Below are 17,610 nucleotides of genomic sequence, written 5' to 3'. Positions count from 1 at the left end.
TTGATTTTTTAGACGTTTATTATTCTATGCTTACTTTTTTATTTATTGAAAATTACGCTATTTCTACCAAAACCGGACAATGGTCTGAATGTTTGGCTTCTGGCAAAATTAAGGCTCTTTTTATTTTATCTTTTAAAGGTTCGGCTGCTAAACAGTAATCTATTCGCCATCCTTTGTTGTTATTTCTAGCATTTGCTCTATAACTCCACCAAGAATAATTATGCGGTTCTTTATTTAGATGACGAAACGTATCAATCATTCCTGTCTTCATAAAACCGTCTAACCAAGCACGTTCTTCGGGTAAAAATCCTGATGTTTTTTCGTTCCCTTTTGGATTATGAATATCAATAGCTTCGTGACAGATATTATAGTCACCACAAACTACTAAATTCGGAATTTCCTTTCTCATGTTTATGATATAGTCTTGAATTTCATCCATATATTGAAACTTATATCCAAGTCTATCATTATTGGTTCCAGAAGGCAAATACATACTCATTACTGACAGTGAATCAAAATCTACACGGAGATTTCTACCTTCAAAATCCATATATTCTATTCCTGTACCAAAAACTATGTTTTTAGGTTCCGTTTTACATAAAATGGCCACACCACTATACCCTTTTTTTTGTGCGGAAAAATAATATTGAAAAGGATAACCTGCTGCAGTTATTTCATCAGTAGGAATTTGATCTTCGGTAGCTTTAATTTCCTGCAAGCATATCACATCTGGATTTGCACTTTGTAACCATTCTATAAACCCTTTGCTTATGGCTGCTCTAATTCCGTTTACATTGTAAGAGATAATCTTCATCAACTAATTTAAGTATTAAAACCTTAAGAAATTTTTATTTTCAAACCTATTTTTGCTCATTTTTATGATATACGAAACTAATTAAAAAACTAATTCTCAAAAATAGAAAAAGTTTTCAATAAAATGTGTGATTAACTGAGGAATTTGTAAAAAATTTATCAAAAAAAGACAATTATTAAATTGTTGGCATTTGTTTAAACAAGTTATAAAGAAATGGAATAGAATTGCTATCTTTGTTATTCGTTCTAAACAAAAATAAATGGGATTAGTTACTGCAAAAGAAGTAGCCAAAGCAATAAAGACGGACAAATATGGTTTTTTAGGAACTTTTTCAGGGTGGTTACTCATGAAAGTTCTTAAAATTTCTACACTCAATAAAATATACAATCGAAATAAACATTTAAATGATTTAGAGTTTTTAAATGCTATTTTAGATGAGTTTCAAATTAAATTTGAAATCCCTGAAGAAGATTTAAAGCGTTTACCAAAAGAAGGCGCTTACATTACCATATCTAATCATCCTTTAGGTGGAATTGATGGTATTTTATTATTAAAATTAATGCTAGAGCGCGAACCTAATTTTAAAATAATAGCCAATTTTTTATTGCACAGAATTGAACCGATGAAGCCATATATAATGCCGGTTAATCCGTTTGAAAATCATAAAGATGCCAAATCAAGTGTAATTGGTATAAAAGAAACACTTCGGCATTTGAGTGATGGAAAACCTTTAGGTATTTTTCCTGCAGGAGAAGTTTCCACATACAAAGACGGTAAATTAATTGTAGATAAGCCATGGGAAGAAGGTGCTTTAAAATTAATAAAAAAAGCAAATGTTCCTGTTGTTCCTATTTATTTTCATGCACAAAATAGTAAATTATTTTATCGATTGTCTAAGCTCAACGACAGATTACGTACGGCAAAATTGCCAAGCGAATTATTAACCCAAAAACATCGAATAATAAAAGTGCGAATTGGGAAACCTATCTCGGTAAATGAATTAAATGAGCACACTAATATTCCAGAATTAGGAAAATTTTTAAGAAAAAAGACATACATGCTTTCTAATTCTTTTGAAGAAGAAAATTTTAAGTTAACGTTTCCAAAATTTACGAGTCCGAAAGCAGCAAAACAAATTGTAAAACCTGCCAATCACGAACAAATTATTGAAGAAATTAATTTCTTAAAAGAAGGCGATTATCAATTATTACAAAGTAAAAATTATAAAGTATTTTTAGTTACTGCCGAAAAAATTCCAAATATTTTACACGAAATTGGTAGGTTACGAGAAATTACATTTAGGGAAGTAGGCGAAGGCACAAATGAAGCAATAGATTTAGATAAATTTGATGACTATTATCATCATATGTTTTTATGGGATGATGATGCTCAAATGATAGCCGGAGCATACCGTATGGGATTTGGCTCGATAATATTTCCAAAATACGGTTTAGAAGGTTTTTATTTAAACGAACTTTTTAAATTTGAACCCGAACTAAATGACATGATGAGTCAATCTATTGAAATGGGAAGGGCTTTTATTATTTCTGAATACCAACAAAAACCGATGCCCTTGTTTTTACTTTGGAAAGGAATTGTGCATACAACATTACATTATCCAGAACATAAATTTTTAATTGGCGGCGTAAGTATTAGTAATCAGTTTTCAGAATTTTCGAAATCGTTAATGATTGAATTTATGAAATCAAATTATTATGACCCTTACGTAGCGCAATATATTAAACCTAAAAAAGAGTTTAAGGTTAAATTAAAAGACGCCGATAAAGATTTCGTATTCAATGAAACAGAAGCCGATTTGAATAAATTTGATAAAATTATAGACGAAATTGAACCAGGATCACTAAGATTGCCTGTTTTAATTAAAAAATATATCAAACAAAACGCTAAAGTTGTGGCGTTTAATGTAGATCCAATGTTTAACAATGCCATTGACGGATTGATGTATATTAAAATTTCAGATATTCCAGAAAGTACTGTAAAACCAGTTATGGAAGAATTTCAAGCGGAATTAGAAAGAAAACATAAAGGCTAAAATTCAAGAAAACATATTACAAATTGAAAGCTTAACGCCAAATAGATTGTTTCAAAACCGAATCTAAGTTATTATTTTTGATATAAATAAACAATCTAATTAAATGATATATTCCTAGTAATGTTCCCATAAGATAAGCCAGTTTCATGCTATAAAATATTTTATCAAAAAAAGGTTTTTGATAAAATATTTCTGCTACTAGCTTGAATAAAACCAACAGACAAAAAACTATAAATATTGGACCAAACAAGTGATGTAACAAACTTTTATCTATGTCACCCTCGTAGAAATACACTATTGATTTTGTGATTCCACAACCTGGGCAAGGGAAACCAGTTACCATTTTAAACGGACAAAAAGATTGCTCGTTATCTAAATTTCCAAAATTATTTTGTTGTATAAAAAAAGGAACAATTAGTGTAACTAGTACGCCAATTATCCCTAATATTCTATTTTTTACAAACGACTTAATTGTATAATTTATTTATATCCCCTTGAATAATCATAGCAGAAACCATTGGAAAGAAAAAACCCAATACTAACAATAGTGCCGATTCATCTTTTTGTGGTTGACCAGTTAATTCATATATTTTTGGTAATGCCTCTTTGCCTGCAATCCAATAGTAATATAAATTAATTGGAAAACAACATCCAGCTAAAATTGCAACTGGAGAAGAAATGACTTCTCTACCTGCTGCTGCATTCATTACTTCAGCCGCTTTAATATTCCAATAAATTAGATACAATCCGCAAGTTAAAATTCCGAAAATCAATACCATTATTGGATCTACTTTAAATACTGGAAGATTTGGTTTAGAATTATTCCACTCCTCTTGTTTGCTTACTTCGTGCATAATTTTATAGTTTTAGTTTTTTGATTAGAAGCCTATTTTTTTATTTTGTTACATTAAATTGCAAAATTTTATCTACAATAACTTGGGCAAGTTTTTCTTTACTTTCAAAAGTCCAACCTGCAATATGTGGTGTTAGTAGTACATTATTTGCGTTTAACAAATATTCTAGAGCTTCTGGTTTTTCCCCTTCACATAAGGTTTCAAAAGATACTTTTTCGTATTCTAAAACATCTAATCCCGCGCCTAAAATTTTTCCTGATTGTAATGCAATAACTAAATCGGCAGTTACCACACTTTTTCCTCTTGCGGTATTAAGTAACCAAAATGGTTTTGCAAATTGATTGATAAACGTAGTATTTATCATTTTATCGGTTTCTGGTGTCCACGGAATGTGTAAACTTAAGACATCTGCTTTTTGTTGTAATTCTTGTAAGTCAACTTGCTTGACATTTGCATCGCCAACATTGGATAAAATGTCGTAACACAAAACATTTACATCAAAACCTCGCAATTTTTTCGCGAAAGATTTTCCCATATTTCCGTAACCAATAATTCCAACTGTTTTGCCGTCCAATTCTGTTCCGCGATTGCTTTCACGGTTCCATTGTCCGGATTTGACTTCTTTATCGGCGGTATTTAATTTATTAAACAGCGACAATAGCATTCCTAAAGCGTGTTCGCCAACAGCTGAAGCATTTCCTTCAGGTGCTGCAATTAGTTGAATGTTTCTGCTTTCGGCATACTCACAATCAATACTTTCTAAGCCAGCGCCCACTCGTGCAATAAATTGTAAGTTTTTAGCTTTATCAATAAAGGTTTTATCAATTTTAAATCGGCTTCTGATAACAATTCCGAAGTAATTTTCAATTTTGCTTTCTACTGCTTCTTTGGTTGAAGTATAATCTGCTTCATTCTGAAAACCTGCCTTTTCTAATTGCTTCCAAAGCAAAGGATGATTGGAATCTATATGAAGAATTTTTATAGTAGAAATAGTTTGCATAGCGTCAATTTTGAAAACGGAAAGTTAAGGATTTACAGAGAGATTCGCAAAATAGTTTTTTGAGACTTTACGAAATTTTAATTAAACCAATTGCTCGTAATTTGCATACACTTCTTTTATTTGATTGAAAACATCAAATAATTCGTTGTGTCCGTCTGTAGTTACTAAGCTTTGTTTGTAGGGTTTGAAGTCTTGAATACCTTTAAAATAATTGGTATAATGGCGACGCATTTCTACAATTCCCACGCGTTCGCCTTTCCATTCCATTGACCAAATTAAGTGGTTTTGAGCTGCTTCTACTCTATCTGCAACAGATGGTGGCGCTAGTTTTTCGCCCGTTTTGAAAAAATGTTTAATTTCGTTAAAAATCCATGGATAACCAATAGCCGCACGGCCAATCATCATTCCGTCTAAACCAAATTTATTTTTATATTCTAACGCTTTTTCTGGAGAATCAATATCGCCATTTCCGAAAATAGGCATCGAAATTCGTGGATTGTTTTTGATGCGTTCTATGTGTGACCAATCAGCGTGTCCTTTATACATTTGTGCGCGGGTTCTGGCGTGAACGGTTAAAGCTTGTACGCCAATATCTTGTAATCTTTCAGCTACTTCATCTATATTTATAGAACTTTCATCCCAACCCAAACGGGTTTTTACAGTAACTGGTAAATGTGTTGATTTGATAACCGCTTTGGTTAAACGCACCATTAAATCAATGTCTTTTAAAACACCGGCTCCAGCACCTTTACAAACTACTTTTTTAACGGGACAACCAAAATTAATATCTACCAAATCTGGCTGAACGGTTTCTACAATTTTTGCAGAAAGCGCCATAGCTTCTTCATCTCCACCAAAAATTTGAATTCCAACTGGTCTTTCGTAATCGAAGATATCCAGTTTCATTCTGCTTTTCATGGCATTCCTAATCAGGCCTTCGGAAGAAATAAATTCAGAATACATTAAATCAGCTCCGTGCATTTTGCACAAACGGCGAAAAGGCGGATCGCTTACATCTTCCATTGGTGCAAGAAGCAAAGGATAATCGGGCAAAATAATATTTCCAATTTTTGGCATGGCGCAAAGATAAGTAAAGTTTATGAATTTGATGGGTACGCAGATTGAACGGATTGAACGGATTGAACAGATTTTGACGATATAAATATTGAAAACAATTATTGTATTCTAGCCCCTATTGGAGCAGCATCTTTTTCTAAGTGGCGTCTTGATGCTCTCAAAAGGAATCATTTTAAAAAAATATAGGGGATAGCAGGACCGAAAGTCATCTGGAAAGCTATATTACTCCAAAAAACTATCTAGGTTTTAACCAACTTTTTGGATTTAGTACCGTAGTATTTTGATTGATTACAAATTTTAGTACCGAATTCCCTTTGGCATTGGTTTTAATTTTACCCAAGATTTGTTTTGCCGAAACTTTGTTCCCTACAGAAACAGAAACATTACTTAAATTACTATAAGCGGTAAAGAAATCTCCATGACGCACCAATACTGTATACGTGTTTGTGGTTTGAGATACTTGTACGCCTGAAACTTCGCCAGCAAAAACAGCACGTGCCGAAGACCCGGAATCGGTAGTGATATCAATACCACTATTGTGGATGACAATATTACTGTAATCTGGATGCGGTTGATCACCATATCCAGTGGAAATAAATCCTTTTTCTGTTGGCCAAGGCAATTGACCTTTATTAGATTTGAAACTATCTGAAGACAATTTGCCTTCAGGCGTTAATTCGATTTTTGTAGAAGAAACCGGTGCTATTTTCACAGGTGTGGTATTCCCTGAAGCAGTTGCTGCAGCTTTTTTCTTTGCGGCATTTTTCTTGTTTTCTGCAGCAATCGCATCGTTAATCATTTTTTTAATTTTTTTATCGATGGATTTTCGCTCTTTATCCATTATAGCAATATCGGCTGCAATTTTTTTCTTATCTTTTTGAATGAGTTTTGCTGTTGCTACTTTCTCTTTTTTTAACTTTTCATGTTCGGCTTTGATTTTTGTTTTTTCAATAATAACTACTTCTTTTTCTTTTTTGTTGGTTTGTAATTCGCCCACAGCAGTTCCTAATCTGACTTGTTTGATTTTAATTTCTTCAGCTTGGCGCTTTCTGTAGCCTGCATATTGTTTCATATATTGCACGCGTTTATAGGCTTGCAAAAAACTTGTAGAAGACAACACAAACATAAATCGGCTTTGTTCAGAACGACTTTTGTATGATTTAACAATCATTTTTGCATAATCTTCCTTCATTATTTTTAAATCTTTATTTAACTTATTAATTTCTAATTGCGTTAAATAAATATTGTCGTCTAAAATTCGTGTTTGTTTGGCAATTGTAGAAATGATTTTTTCGGAAATTCTAATTTGGGCATCTTGACCCGCAATTTCTTTCAAAACGGATTTCTCTTTTTTCTTTTCGTTCTGAAGTTTGGTTTTGGCTTCAGACAATTCTCTTTGTAATTGTTCTTTTCTTTGTTCTAGTTTTTCTTTCTCATCAATTTGTGCTGTTGCTGAAAAGGAAAAAAAGAGTACGAATAAGGATAAAAGAAATTTGTTCATGCTTGAATTTTTTTACAAAATTAATCTATTTTTATTAGAGAATAACCATCTGGAATAGAATATGGGTACGATAATGATTCATTAAACGTAATTTTTTTATATGCTACATTAATTTTTACTTGATTTTGTTGGTTGGCAATAATAGAAACGCCAGTTGGCATAAATATATTGTCTTGTTTTGTAAATGAAGGATAGGTAACCAAAACATTCCTATTTTTTGAAATTTGGTTGATAAATTGTTCTTTTAACAAGTAATTTCCTGTTTCAAAACGAAATAATTTTTCGATTTCGGCTTGTTTTTTAGATTTTAACTGCACTAAATTAGTTGCAATTTCTGCTATAAAAACTTCTTTGGTTAAATCATCAATAGGTCTTCCTAACAACAAATTTTGTACTTTTTTAAAATCTAAATCGGTGCCTAACATTTTAGTTAAAATAGAATAATTACCATCAAAATAGGTTCCATTTGCTTTTTCGTAATAACTTACCCGAGTAGGCGTAATGAGTGCTTTTGCCATTGGAATGCCGAAAAATTTTAGATTGATCCAAATAATTTCGTCTTTCTTAATTCTGATATCGGCACCAATAGAAATGGTTTGTTTTGGGTCTTCATAATCCGCAGTAGCCCTAATAAATACAGTTTGAAAATCTTCTTTATTTTCATAATGTTTTTCTATAATTTCTTTTGCCATATTGTCTACAACGGCTTCTTTGGTAACGGTTTGTTCAACAACAGTTTTTTTGGTTTTGCAAGAAGCTAAAACGAATACTAATAACAGGAATGTGAAATGTTTTTTCATACTATTTTTTAGAAATGGCATCTAATCTTTTTTGATAGGTTTGTTTCATTTTTGCATCAGATAATCCATCGGCGCAAAATATAAATTGTTTGCAAAATCCGACTTCTAAATTTGGATCATCAATAACATAATCGATGCCCATTTCTAAAAAATCTTTTGCTTTTTTAAAGTTATTCAAGTTATTGTATCCTTTTCCAGCGTAATAATATAAATTGGCTTTGGTTGGAAACAAATCGATATCTGCTTCTGCTTTTTTGGCCATTTTTTCAAATTCCTTATTGAAATCGTAAATATTTAATAATAAATCAATAACTTCAATATCATTCTCTTTTGATTGTTCGATGTATTTTTGGGCCAATTCGAAATTATTTTTATTGTAAAAAAACTTTCCTAATTCTTTATTAACATCCATTCCAACCGTGTTGTCAAAAAAAGTTAGTGTATTATCAATTTCCGTAAGTAGTTGTGGATATTTTATCGCAAAAATTAAATATTCGTTTAAAACGCGTTGCTTAATTTTTAAATCGATTTTACTGCTTTTTACCACTCTTTTATATGATGCTGTAGCTTTAGGAATATCATTTGCATTGATGTGAAATTTGACCAAACTCACCTGCGCTAAATCAGAATTTGGCAATTCTTTTTCTAACAATAATGCGGTTTCAAATGCTTTATCTTCTTGGTTAGCTGATGAATATTGATAAATTAAATCAATATAATTTTGTTCTGCTTTTGGATTGTTTTTAATGGCTTCAACTAAATCGTTAACATTTGGTTTTGTGCCTTTTTGCCTGCTTTGAATTTGCATTTGATAGGATTCCATAGCTTTGGTCAAAGTGCCTTTGCTTTCTATGTCGTCAATTACAATTTTAGCTTTGTCAAATTGTTGTGTATTCATGTATAACGAAACTAAGTCTTCTTTCATATTCGCATCAAAAGTGACTAATTTTTCAACAATTGCTATTGATTTATAAAAATTTCTGGTTTGATAATGTACGTCATATAAACCGTTCCAATACCAACGTTGTTTGGGCTCTAAATCGACTGCTTTTTGAAACGCATTTTCTGCTTCTATATACTTTTTTTGAGCTAAATAATTTATCCCCAGCTGATAATGAATTTCTGGGTTTGCAGGTTCTTTTAGCAAACATTTTTGTAAGGCTATAATAGCTTTGTCGTAATTTTCTATAGCTTTTTCTTTTAAAGCATCAAAAAAATTAGTTTCAAATTCATTTTCCGCAGTTGCAACATCTTCTGGATTTATTTGTCCGAAAGAAAGCTGAAAAAGGAAAAGAAATGCTATTATTTTTTTCATGTTTTGTTATTCAATAAAAGTATTACAAAAATTATTCCATTGTGGAATAATCACCTAAACTTACGCTGGTGAAATCGCCATTATAATTTACGTGGTTACCAATCATAGCGTTATCTAATTTTGCGTTTTTAATATGTGAATGCGTTTGAATTAAACTATTTTGAATCTTACTATTTTGAATATGTGACCCTTTTCCGATAGAAACATTTGGGCCGATTGTGGAATCAATAAGTTGCACTCCTTCGCTAATAAAACAAGGTGGAATGATTTGTGAATTGTCTAAACGCACATCTTTAGCCACTAAATCTTCGCCGTCTTGATGTAAAAATCCTAACATTCTGTTGTTGGTGTCCACGGTAACATCTTTATTTCCGCAATCCATCCATTCATCAACTTTTCCAGGTACGAATTTCATACCTTTTGCCATCATTTGTTTAATTCCATCATTAATTTGGTATTCGCCACCGTGAATAATGTTGTTATCTAAAACCGCTTGTAATTCGTTTTTAAGAACGGCAATATCTTTGAAATAATAAATTCCGATAACGGCTAAATCAGATACAAATTCTTTAGGTTTTTCTACCAACTCAATAATTTCATTGGCTTCATTTAAATTAATTACACCAAATGCTTCTGGTTGGTCGACTTGTTTTACCCAAATTACGCTATCGGCAGTTGCATCTAATTCAAAATCGGCACGGATTAATGTATCTGCGTAAGCAATAACTGCTGGACCGGATAAAGAATCCTTCGCACACATGATGGCGTGACCTGTTCCTAAAGGCTCATTTTGGTAATAAATGGTTCCTTTTGCGCCAATTTTTGAAGCGATCGCCAGTAAATCTTTTTCTACAATTGCACCAAAACTTTCGTGAATGATAAATGCCACTTCATTAATTGGTTGATTAATTACTTTGGCAATATCTTCCACCAAACGATGTACAATAGGTTTCCCTGCTATAGGAATTAATGGTTTTGGTATGGTTAAAGTATGTGGGCGAAGACGTGAGCCACGACCAGCCATTGGTACGATTATTTTCATATTTTTATTGAAAGATTATAAGATTAAAATATTTAAAAATTTATCTTCGAAATCTTTAAATTATTAAATCTTTAAATTATTATTTTTATTTCACTCCCGTACTACCAAATCCGCCTTCGCCTCTTGATGTTTCGGTTAATTCTATGGTTTCTTGCCACTCGGCGCGTTCGTGTTTAGCGATGATCAGTTGGGCGATGCGCTCTCCGTTTTCAATAACGAAATCTTCGTTAGATAAATTTACTAAAATCACACCAATTTCACCACGATAATCGGCATCTACTGTTCCAGGTGAATTTAATACAGTAATCCCTTTTTTAAAAGCCAAGCCACTTCTTGGTCGAACTTGCGCTTCATAACCAATTGGTAATTCAATAAAGAGTCCGGTTTTAACCAAAGTTCTTTCTAATGGTTTTAAGGTAATTGATTCGGTTAAATTAGCCCGTAAATCCATTCCCGCTGAAGCGTTTGTTTCGTAATTTGGCAATGGATGTTGCGATGTATTGATGATTTTTATTTGCATTTGAATCTTATTTTTAACTGCTAAACTGGTATTATTTTCGTTTTATTAATTTTAAAATTACTTCTTTTTCGTTTTTGTAAATATAATAACTAAAGCCAATGATTGCAAGTATACCGAAAACAAACGTTTCTCTTAATTCTGTAACATAAAAAGAAATACAAGCAAGTGTAATCGAAGCAAAAAGATAGGTTAAAATCTTTTTCATTTCAAAAGGAATAGGATATTTTTCTTTTCCCAAATAATACGAAATCACCATCATACTTCCATAAGCGCAAATGGTTGCAATGGCCGAACCTAAATAACTCATTTCGAATTTTACTATTAAAATATAATTCATACTTAACGTAATAATGGCGCCAATGGCTGAAATGTAGGCTCCAATTATTGTTTTATCAATTAATTTGTACCAAACGGATAAACTTGTATAAATCCCTAAAAAGAAATTGGCGATAATGATTAAAGGCACTATTGACATCGCTTCCCAATATTGCTGATCTCGAACTAATAAAATTTTAACAACATCAGCAAAAACCACAACAACAAGCAAAATTAACGACCCTAAAATAACAAAATATTTAGTAATTGTAGCATACGTTTGCGGCGCATTTGTGTTTCCAGCTTGACTGAAGAAAAACGGCTCAATTCCCAACGTGTAAGCAGTGCGAAACAAAACCATAAACAACCCGATTTTATAACAAGCCGAATACGCTCCAACTGCCGCTTTGGCTGTTGCAGGATCTAACCATTCCGACAATAGAATTTTATCTAAATGTTCATTGATTCCGAAAGCCAAACCTGCAAATAGAATTGGCCAACCATAATGAAGCATTTTTTTCCATAAATCAGTATTAAAAAACCAGTTAGGCTGAAAATAATGCGGCATAAACAACACAAAAGTAAATAAACTAGCCATTAAATTTGACAAGAAAACATACCCGATTTGATAGTCTGCTACATAAAAAGAACTCCAAAAACCTTGCGGATTGGCATGTGCTAAATTGGGTAATATTGCCAATAAAAACACGTTCAATAACAAATAAACAAGCACATTAGAAATTTTTAGAACTGAATATCTAATGGGTCTTTGCTCAGCGCGAAGCTTAGAAAAAGGAATAATTACCAGGGCATCAAAAGCTAAAATCCAAATGGCATAATTGATATATTCTTTATCTATATTTAATAATCCAGCTAATGATTTCTGAAATAAAAGCGCAACGCACAAAAACAAAATGGTGGTCCAAAAAATAGAAACTGTAGACGTACTAATTACTTCTTTTTTATTTTCTTGTTTATGGTAAAATCTAAAGAAAGCCGTTTCCATTCCGTAAGATAATATTACATTGAAAAAAATCATGTAAGCCAACAGAATTGTTATTTCGCCGTAGACTACTTTTGGCATTAAATCCGTATGTAATCCTACCAATAAAAAACTCATTACACGAGGTAATACAGTTGCAATACCGTAAATAAGTGTTTGTTTAAAAAGTCTTCTGTTTGAACTCAATTTATTTTCTTTTAAAGAACAAAAATAGTTAATTATTATTTGGTTTTGCAGATGGATACATTAACATTGGTAATTCTATTACATTGTTAATGATAATAGAATTTTCTTTACCGTTAGTATTAAAAAAAATCTTAGTTTGATTGGGCTTTAAGTTTGTTATTATTGTGGGTGTTGGTACCGTTTCTAACTCATTATCAAATGTTTTTATTGAGGATTGATAAGTAACGTCATCCAATTTTGAAATAATGCCTTCTCTATTTTGAAATTGAATTTTTATTAAAGTTGTATTTTCGGGTAATGGTTTTAGTAATGTGATATTTAAGGTAGTACCACCACCAGCGCCTTCTATACCACCAACCCAATTTTGATAGGTTATTTTTTCAATATACTGTTCCGCAATTTCATTTGTTTTATTTGAAGAACAAAAATTTAAATTGAAAAATGCGACTAAAATTAAAACTAGTAATTTCATATTTACTGATTTAATATTTTAACAAAATGAAAACCTTTTGGTTCAAATCCGTGGTTGATATAAAATTTACCAGCAGAGAAATTTGTGGTAAATGCATCTAGAACAATTTGATTTGCATTAACATCTTTGGCAATTTTGTGCACTTCTTCAATTAAAATATCACCTATTTTTTGACCTCTAAAATCTTCATGAACTACAAAACTATCAATTTCCACATATTTGCCTGACCATAATTTTGTTGCAATCCAAACGCCTGTTAAAGCAATAGTTTGGTTGTTTTTTACTACAATTATTTGTTGGTAATTTGCTTGAAGCATCTCCTCTATAAGTGTGCCATATTTTTCAACGGTAAAATCAGGATATAATTGTTTTACGATATCCAAATGGGCTAACATTTCTGCTTTTTGAGTTAAAATACGAATTTCCATTACTTTTTATCTAGTAAATTTTCATTAAATAAGTCTAAAATTCTGCGGTATTCATCTACCCAAGAATAGGTTTTTTGAAACCCGTGTGCTTCTACTGGATAAACGGCTAAATCCCAATCTTTTTTTCCAAGTTCTATAAAACGTTGCGTTATTCTAACAATATCTTGAAATTGAACGTTGTCATCTACCATTCCATGTAGCATTAATAACTTGTCCTGTAAATTATCGGCAAAATAAATTGGCGAACTTTTTTTATATGCTTCTGGATCTGTTTCAGGAAAATTTAAAATATTTGCCGTGTAGCCTTGGTTGTAATGCGCCCAATCTGTAACCGAACGCAAAGCTGCACCGGCTTTGAATTCGCCAGGTTTAGTTAATAGTCCCATTAGCGTAATAAATCCACCATAAGAGCCGCCATAAATTCCAACTTTATTAGCATCTATCCCTAAATTTTCAACTAAATATTTTTTCCCATCTAATTGATCTGATAAATCTAAACCGCCCATATGTCGGTAAATTCCAGTTCTGAAATCGCGGCCGTAACCATCACTTGCTCGATAATCTATATCTAAAACGGTGTATCCTAAATCGGTTAACAAATTATGAAACATATATTCTCTGTGATAGGTGCTCCAAAACTTATGTGCGTTTTGTAAATATCCTGCCCCGTGAACAAATATAACAGCCGCTTTATTTTTATTTTCTGCTTTTGGATTGTAAACTCTAGCGAAAACATCGGTACCGTCTGTTGCTTTAAATGAAATGACTTCTGGCGTTTTCCAATTGTATTTTTTAAATGAATTAGACGTTGAAAACGTAATTTGCTTTAACGTTGAATTGGATTTGTTATCAGCAAGATATATTTCCCAAGGTTTGTTGCTGAATGAATATCGTATTGCCAATTGAGTTTCATCAGGTGATAATTCCACTTCATAAGCACCATCATTGGTTAAAATTGGAATTTTCTTCCCCGAATTAATGTCTAATTTATATAACGAGCGGTTTCCTGGATGAGTTTCAGTGGTAGTAATATAAAATGAATTGCTCAATTTTGACAAAACTACATCACGAACTTCCCATTTACCTTGTGTGAGTTGTATTTTCTTTTTAGTTTCCAAATTGTAAGTGTACAAATGAGAAAAACCTGTTGCTTCTGATTGAAAATAAATCGTTTTGTTATCTGCTAAAAAACCTAAAGTTCCATTACCGAAATTATAGCCTGGTATTCCTGGTCCACCAATCCAAGCTTCATCATGTTGGTAATCAATTTCCGAAATGGATGCCGTTTCTAAGTTCAATTGAAGAATCCAGCGGTCTTTATTATCTAAGCTTCTTGCTTCAAAAACTGCTAAATTTCCGGATGCATTGTATATTGGCGCCTGCATTGTTATTGCTTTTTCTACAGGTTCTAAATTTTTTAAATTATCGTATTCTTGATAATATTTTGGAAAGGTTTTTATTCCGGTTAAATTTGAAAATGAAATTGGCAGCACAGTATCTTTCTCGATAGTATACACATACATTTTATGTTTGCTATTGTTATTTATAGACACTTTTTCACGTGCCGTTTTACTCTTTGTATACCCATCAGAAGTTATTAAATTTTCAACTTTTGTGTCTTTAGCAGTTGGATATTCCGATAGGTTATAAGTTATAATTTTTCCGTTTGGACTAATTTTTATAGCTTCTAAAATATTTGAACCATAAAAAATATCGGAAGGGAATTTTAATTTATTATCTTCAGATTGTGTTTTATTCCAATCCGATTTGGCTTTTTCTTCGTTTACAAATTGAAATAATTCTTTTTGTTGTAGGTTTAGAAAATTATCTTTATTGGAATCCGAAGAAGCTGTTCCAGATTTAAAATTTGTAAGTTGAAGTAATTGAAAATTCTTTACGTTCAATTGATATAGATTTTTATTTTGTTGAAAATAAATTATATCTGGGTTACTACTTCTTTGCAAAGCATTGATATTTGAAGTAGTTTGATATATTATCTTGTTCTCTTTTGTTTTTTTATGATAGGAAAACAAAGCGCCCTGGTTTGTATAATAAACTGTTTCAAATTTTCCTTGCCCTTTAAATTGAATATCTGAAAAAGTAAATGCCGTTTTTGGTACTAATTTTGGTTGAGAAAAACCTTTTTGCCAATAGTAGGTTTTATCACCTAATTCATTAGTGGAATTCCACTCAAAATAAATGGTTTCCCCATCTACCGACCAACGTTGATTGGAAGGTTGGTGACCAATGAACTCATTGCCTTTCATTATTTCTTCTAATTGAAGATTTTGCGAAATTAAAAGAGAAGTAAAAATTAAAAGTAACGCAGTAAAAATATTTTTCATGTCAAATCGGTTTATACAAATATATAATTTTTTTTGCCACAGATTAAACTGATTAATAGGATTTAAAATTTAATGCAACACCAATTTCACGAATTAACACTAAATTTAATCCAATATAATTTAGGAATTAGTATAAATAAAAAAGTCCCAATAAATTGGGACTTTAAGAAGTTATAAAACAGAAAATAAAATTAATTATTTAATGCTTCCGCACCACCCACAATTTCTAAAATTTCTCCAGTAATTGCTGCCTGACGTGCTTTGTTATATGTTAATTTCAATTGATTTCTTAAATCAGTTGCGTTATCTGTTGCTTTGTGCATTGCCGTCATACGTGCGCCGTGCTCAGCCGCGAATGAATCTCTAACCGCTTTGTACAATTGAGTTTTTAACGATTTTGGAATCAATTCTAATACAATTTCTTCTTTTGATGGTTCAAAAATATAATCGGATGAAATAGCAGCAGACCCTTTAATTGGTGCTAATGGCAAAAATTGTTCGTTTACAACATATTGTGTAGCTGCATTTACAAACTGATTGTAAACCAATTCAACTTTATCATATTCACCATCTAAAAACAAATGCGTTAATGCTTGCGCGATTTCAGCAGTATTATCGAAAGTTAAATCATCATAAAGATCACTTCTGTTAGCTACAACATAATTTGATTTATGCAAGCCGTCATTTGCTTTTTTTCCAATAGCAAAAACACCAACATTATCGTGTCCGTAGGTATCAGATAAAATTCTAACTTGTTTTATGACATTGTTGTTAAGTGCACCACACAAACCTCTGTTAGAAGTAATTGCCACAACTAAAACTTTTTTTACTTCTCTTTGAGTAGTGTATTTAGCAGCAACATCACCTTCTAAAGAAGCGCTTAAACTTTGAATTAACTCTGTTAATTTTTCAGAATAAGGACGCATTGCAGTAATAGCATCTTGTGCTTTTTTTAATTTAGCAGCCGAAACCATTTTCATAGCAGAAGTGATTTGCATCGTTGACGATACAGATACAATTCTATTACGTATTTCTTTTAAGTTTGCCATTTTATTAATGTGTCAATTTGACAATTATCAATGTGCCAATTAATTGAATAATAGGCACATTGGCTAATCGAAAATTAATTAGTATTTTGCAGAAATTTCTTTTGCAGCAGCTTCTAGTACACTTGTGATATTATCATCAAATTTACCCGCTTTTAATGCATCTAAAACGTCTTTATGTTTTAAAGTTAGGAATTGAATGTAATCTTTTTCAAATTCTTTTACTTTATTTACAGGAACATTTCTTAATAAGTTTTTTGTTCCAGCATAAATAATTGCTACTTGATTTTCAACAGCAAACGGACTATTTAAACCTTGTTTTAAGATTTCTACGTTACGTTTACCTTTTTCAATTACATTTAAAGTAACTGCGTCTAAGTCAGATCCAAATTTCGCGAAAGCTTCTAATTCACGGAATTGTGCTTGGTCTAATTTTAAAGTTCCAGCTACTTTTTTCATTGATTTAATTTGCGCATTACCTCCTACACGAGATACCGAAATACCTACGTTAATTGCAGGACGAACTCCAGAGTTGAATAAATCTCCATCTAAGAAAATTTGTCCGTCAGTAATAGAAATTACGTTTGTTGGAATATATGCAGAAACGTCACCCGCTTGTGTTTCGATAATTGGCAACGCTGTTAATGAACCACCACCTTTTACAATTCCTTTTAAAGAATCTGGTAAATCATTCATATTTTTAGCAATATTGTCATCATTAATTACTTTACAAGCTCTTTCTAATAAACGAGAGTGTAAGTAGAAAACGTCTCCTGGATATGCTTCACGACCTGGAGGTCTTCTTAATAATAAAGATACTTCACGGTAAGCAACTGCTT

Annotated in this window: 17 protein-coding genes and 1 pseudogene; 2 read left to right on the top strand and 16 right to left on the bottom strand. The window is 31.7% G+C overall.

Going from position 1 to position 17,610, the window contains the following annotated elements:
• Nucleotides 1-52 precede the first annotated feature (52 nt).
• The gene (locus ACIQ2I_RS02180) at nucleotides 53-814 is read right to left on the bottom strand and encodes an exodeoxyribonuclease III (RefSeq protein ID WP_396180797.1); all 762 of its coding nucleotides are present in this window, start codon (nucleotides 812-814) and stop codon (nucleotides 53-55) included.
• Nucleotides 815-1,073: 259 nt separating this feature from the next.
• Here ACIQ2I_RS02180 and ACIQ2I_RS02175 point away from each other — a divergent pair, with 259 nt between their 5' ends.
• Nucleotides 1,074-2,867, top strand: a complete 1,794-nt coding sequence (locus ACIQ2I_RS02175; RefSeq protein ID WP_396180796.1) for a GNAT family N-acyltransferase — start codon at nucleotides 1,074-1,076, stop codon at nucleotides 2,865-2,867.
• A 31-nt stretch (nucleotides 2,868-2,898) separates the two neighbouring features.
• On the opposite strand, the gene ACIQ2I_RS02170 is transcribed toward ACIQ2I_RS02175, so the two are convergent.
• Nucleotides 2,899-3,210, bottom strand: coding sequence for a DUF2752 domain-containing protein (locus tag ACIQ2I_RS02170; RefSeq protein WP_396180795.1), 312 nt, complete (start codon nucleotides 3,208-3,210; stop codon nucleotides 2,899-2,901).
• On the opposite strand from ACIQ2I_RS02170, the gene ACIQ2I_RS02165 reads away from it, so the two are divergent.
• Nucleotides 3,173-3,346: a hypothetical protein gene (locus tag ACIQ2I_RS02165; RefSeq protein ID WP_396180809.1), complete on the top strand. Its 174-nt coding sequence runs from the start codon at nucleotides 3,173-3,175 to the stop codon at nucleotides 3,344-3,346. The genes ACIQ2I_RS02170 and ACIQ2I_RS02165 overlap by 38 nt on opposite strands.
• Here ACIQ2I_RS02165 and ACIQ2I_RS02160 read toward each other — a convergent pair.
• From ACIQ2I_RS02160 to ACIQ2I_RS02095, 14 genes and pseudogenes are all read right to left on the bottom strand, one after another.
• A complete protein-coding gene (locus ACIQ2I_RS02160) occupies nucleotides 3,335-3,721 on the bottom strand; it encodes a DUF4234 domain-containing protein (protein ID WP_396180794.1) in 387 nt (128 codons plus the stop codon). The genes ACIQ2I_RS02165 and ACIQ2I_RS02160 overlap by 12 nt on opposite strands.
• A 40-nt stretch (nucleotides 3,722-3,761) precedes the next feature.
• Nucleotides 3,762-4,721, bottom strand: a complete 960-nt coding sequence (locus ACIQ2I_RS02155; protein WP_396180793.1) for a 2-hydroxyacid dehydrogenase — start codon at nucleotides 4,719-4,721, stop codon at nucleotides 3,762-3,764.
• 81 nt (nucleotides 4,722-4,802) lie between these two features.
• Nucleotides 4,803-5,798 carry a tRNA dihydrouridine synthase DusB gene (dusB, locus tag ACIQ2I_RS02150; RefSeq protein ID WP_396180792.1) on the bottom strand — a complete coding sequence of 332 codons (996 nt, stop codon included), beginning with the start codon at nucleotides 5,796-5,798 and terminating at the stop codon, nucleotides 4,803-4,805.
• 235 nt (nucleotides 5,799-6,033) lie between these two features.
• Nucleotides 6,034-7,299, bottom strand: coding sequence for a murein hydrolase activator EnvC family protein (locus ACIQ2I_RS02145; RefSeq protein WP_396180791.1), 1,266 nt, complete (start codon nucleotides 7,297-7,299; stop codon nucleotides 6,034-6,036).
• A gap of 20 nt (nucleotides 7,300-7,319) precedes the next feature.
• Nucleotides 7,320-8,099, bottom strand: coding sequence for a DUF4292 domain-containing protein (locus ACIQ2I_RS02140; RefSeq protein WP_396180790.1), 780 nt, complete (start codon nucleotides 8,097-8,099; stop codon nucleotides 7,320-7,322).
• Between the two features lies 1 nt (nucleotide 8,100).
• The gene (locus tag ACIQ2I_RS02135) at nucleotides 8,101-9,414 is read right to left on the bottom strand and encodes a tetratricopeptide repeat protein (RefSeq protein ID WP_396180789.1); all 1,314 of its coding nucleotides are present in this window, start codon (nucleotides 9,412-9,414) and stop codon (nucleotides 8,101-8,103) included.
• A 31-nt stretch (nucleotides 9,415-9,445) separates the two neighbouring features.
• Nucleotides 9,446-10,456, bottom strand: coding sequence for a sugar phosphate nucleotidyltransferase (locus tag ACIQ2I_RS02130; protein WP_396180788.1), 1,011 nt, complete (start codon nucleotides 10,454-10,456; stop codon nucleotides 9,446-9,448).
• An 85-nt stretch (nucleotides 10,457-10,541) separates the two neighbouring features.
• Nucleotides 10,542-10,976 (bottom strand): dUTP diphosphatase, encoded by a 435-nt coding sequence (gene dut / locus ACIQ2I_RS02125; RefSeq protein ID WP_396180787.1) that lies wholly within the window; start codon nucleotides 10,974-10,976, stop codon nucleotides 10,542-10,544.
• 31 nt (nucleotides 10,977-11,007) lie between these two features.
• Nucleotides 11,008-12,480, bottom strand: coding sequence for a lipopolysaccharide biosynthesis protein (locus ACIQ2I_RS02120; protein ID WP_396180786.1), 1,473 nt, complete (start codon nucleotides 12,478-12,480; stop codon nucleotides 11,008-11,010).
• A 28-nt stretch (nucleotides 12,481-12,508) separates the two neighbouring features.
• Nucleotides 12,509-12,952 (bottom strand): hypothetical protein, encoded by a 444-nt coding sequence (locus tag ACIQ2I_RS02115; RefSeq protein WP_396180785.1) that lies wholly within the window; start codon nucleotides 12,950-12,952, stop codon nucleotides 12,509-12,511.
• A gap of 2 nt (nucleotides 12,953-12,954) precedes the next feature.
• Entirely contained in the window at nucleotides 12,955-13,380 is a 426-nt protein-coding gene (locus ACIQ2I_RS02110; protein ID WP_396180784.1) for a GNAT family N-acetyltransferase, read from the bottom strand.
• The gene (locus ACIQ2I_RS02105) at nucleotides 13,380-15,725 is read right to left on the bottom strand and encodes a prolyl oligopeptidase family serine peptidase (RefSeq protein WP_396180783.1); all 2,346 of its coding nucleotides are present in this window, start codon (nucleotides 15,723-15,725) and stop codon (nucleotides 13,380-13,382) included. Before ACIQ2I_RS02105 ends, ACIQ2I_RS02110 begins: the two co-directional genes overlap by 1 nt.
• 191 nt (nucleotides 15,726-15,916) lie before the next feature.
• A complete protein-coding gene (gene atpG / locus ACIQ2I_RS02100) occupies nucleotides 15,917-16,774 on the bottom strand; it encodes an ATP synthase F1 subunit gamma (RefSeq protein WP_396180782.1) in 858 nt (285 codons plus the stop codon).
• A gap of 78 nt (nucleotides 16,775-16,852) precedes the next feature.
• Nucleotides 16,853-17,610: pseudogene (locus tag ACIQ2I_RS02095) on the bottom strand (F0F1 ATP synthase subunit alpha); the annotation flags it as partial.

The sequence above is a fragment of the Flavobacterium sp. genome, assembly GCF_044368995.1.
Lineage (GTDB): Bacteria > Bacteroidota > Bacteroidia > Flavobacteriales > Flavobacteriaceae > Flavobacterium.
This window is presented reverse-complemented; position numbering and strand designations above follow the sequence as displayed.

Bases quoted from the DNA above. Each gene is read 5' to 3' on its own strand.
- ACIQ2I_RS02140 (WP_396180790.1), bottom strand. From the start codon at position 8,099: ATGAAAAAACATTTCACATTCCTGTTATTAGTATTCGTTTTAGCTTCT.
- dut (WP_396180787.1), bottom strand. From the start codon at position 10,976: ATGCAAATAAAAATCATCAATACATCGCAACATCCATTGCCAAATTAC.
- ACIQ2I_RS02175 (WP_396180796.1), top strand. From the start codon at position 1,074: ATGGGATTAGTTACTGCAAAAGAAGTAGCCAAAGCAATAAAGACGGAC.
- ACIQ2I_RS02180 (WP_396180797.1), bottom strand. From the start codon at position 814: ATGAAGATTATCTCTTACAATGTAAACGGAATTAGAGCAGCCATAAGC.
- ACIQ2I_RS02105 (WP_396180783.1), bottom strand. From the start codon at position 15,725: ATGAAAAATATTTTTACTGCGTTACTTTTAATTTTTACTTCTCTTTTA.
- ACIQ2I_RS02170 (WP_396180795.1), bottom strand. From the start codon at position 3,210: ATGGTAACTGGTTTCCCTTGCCCAGGTTGTGGAATCACAAAATCAATA.
- dusB (WP_396180792.1), bottom strand. From the start codon at position 5,798: ATGCCAAAAATTGGAAATATTATTTTGCCCGATTATCCTTTGCTTCTT.
- ACIQ2I_RS02130 (WP_396180788.1), bottom strand. From the start codon at position 10,456: ATGAAAATAATCGTACCAATGGCTGGTCGTGGCTCACGTCTTCGCCCA.
- ACIQ2I_RS02135 (WP_396180789.1), bottom strand. From the start codon at position 9,414: ATGAAAAAAATAATAGCATTTCTTTTCCTTTTTCAGCTTTCTTTCGGA.
- ACIQ2I_RS02160 (WP_396180794.1), bottom strand. From the start codon at position 3,721: ATGCACGAAGTAAGCAAACAAGAGGAGTGGAATAATTCTAAACCAAAT.
- ACIQ2I_RS02145 (WP_396180791.1), bottom strand. From the start codon at position 7,299: ATGAACAAATTTCTTTTATCCTTATTCGTACTCTTTTTTTCCTTTTCA.
- atpG (WP_396180782.1), bottom strand. From the start codon at position 16,774: ATGGCAAACTTAAAAGAAATACGTAATAGAATTGTATCTGTATCGTCA.
- ACIQ2I_RS02155 (WP_396180793.1), bottom strand. From the start codon at position 4,721: ATGCAAACTATTTCTACTATAAAAATTCTTCATATAGATTCCAATCAT.
- ACIQ2I_RS02110 (WP_396180784.1), bottom strand. From the start codon at position 13,380: ATGGAAATTCGTATTTTAACTCAAAAAGCAGAAATGTTAGCCCATTTG.
- ACIQ2I_RS02115 (WP_396180785.1), bottom strand. From the start codon at position 12,952: ATGAAATTACTAGTTTTAATTTTAGTCGCATTTTTCAATTTAAATTTT.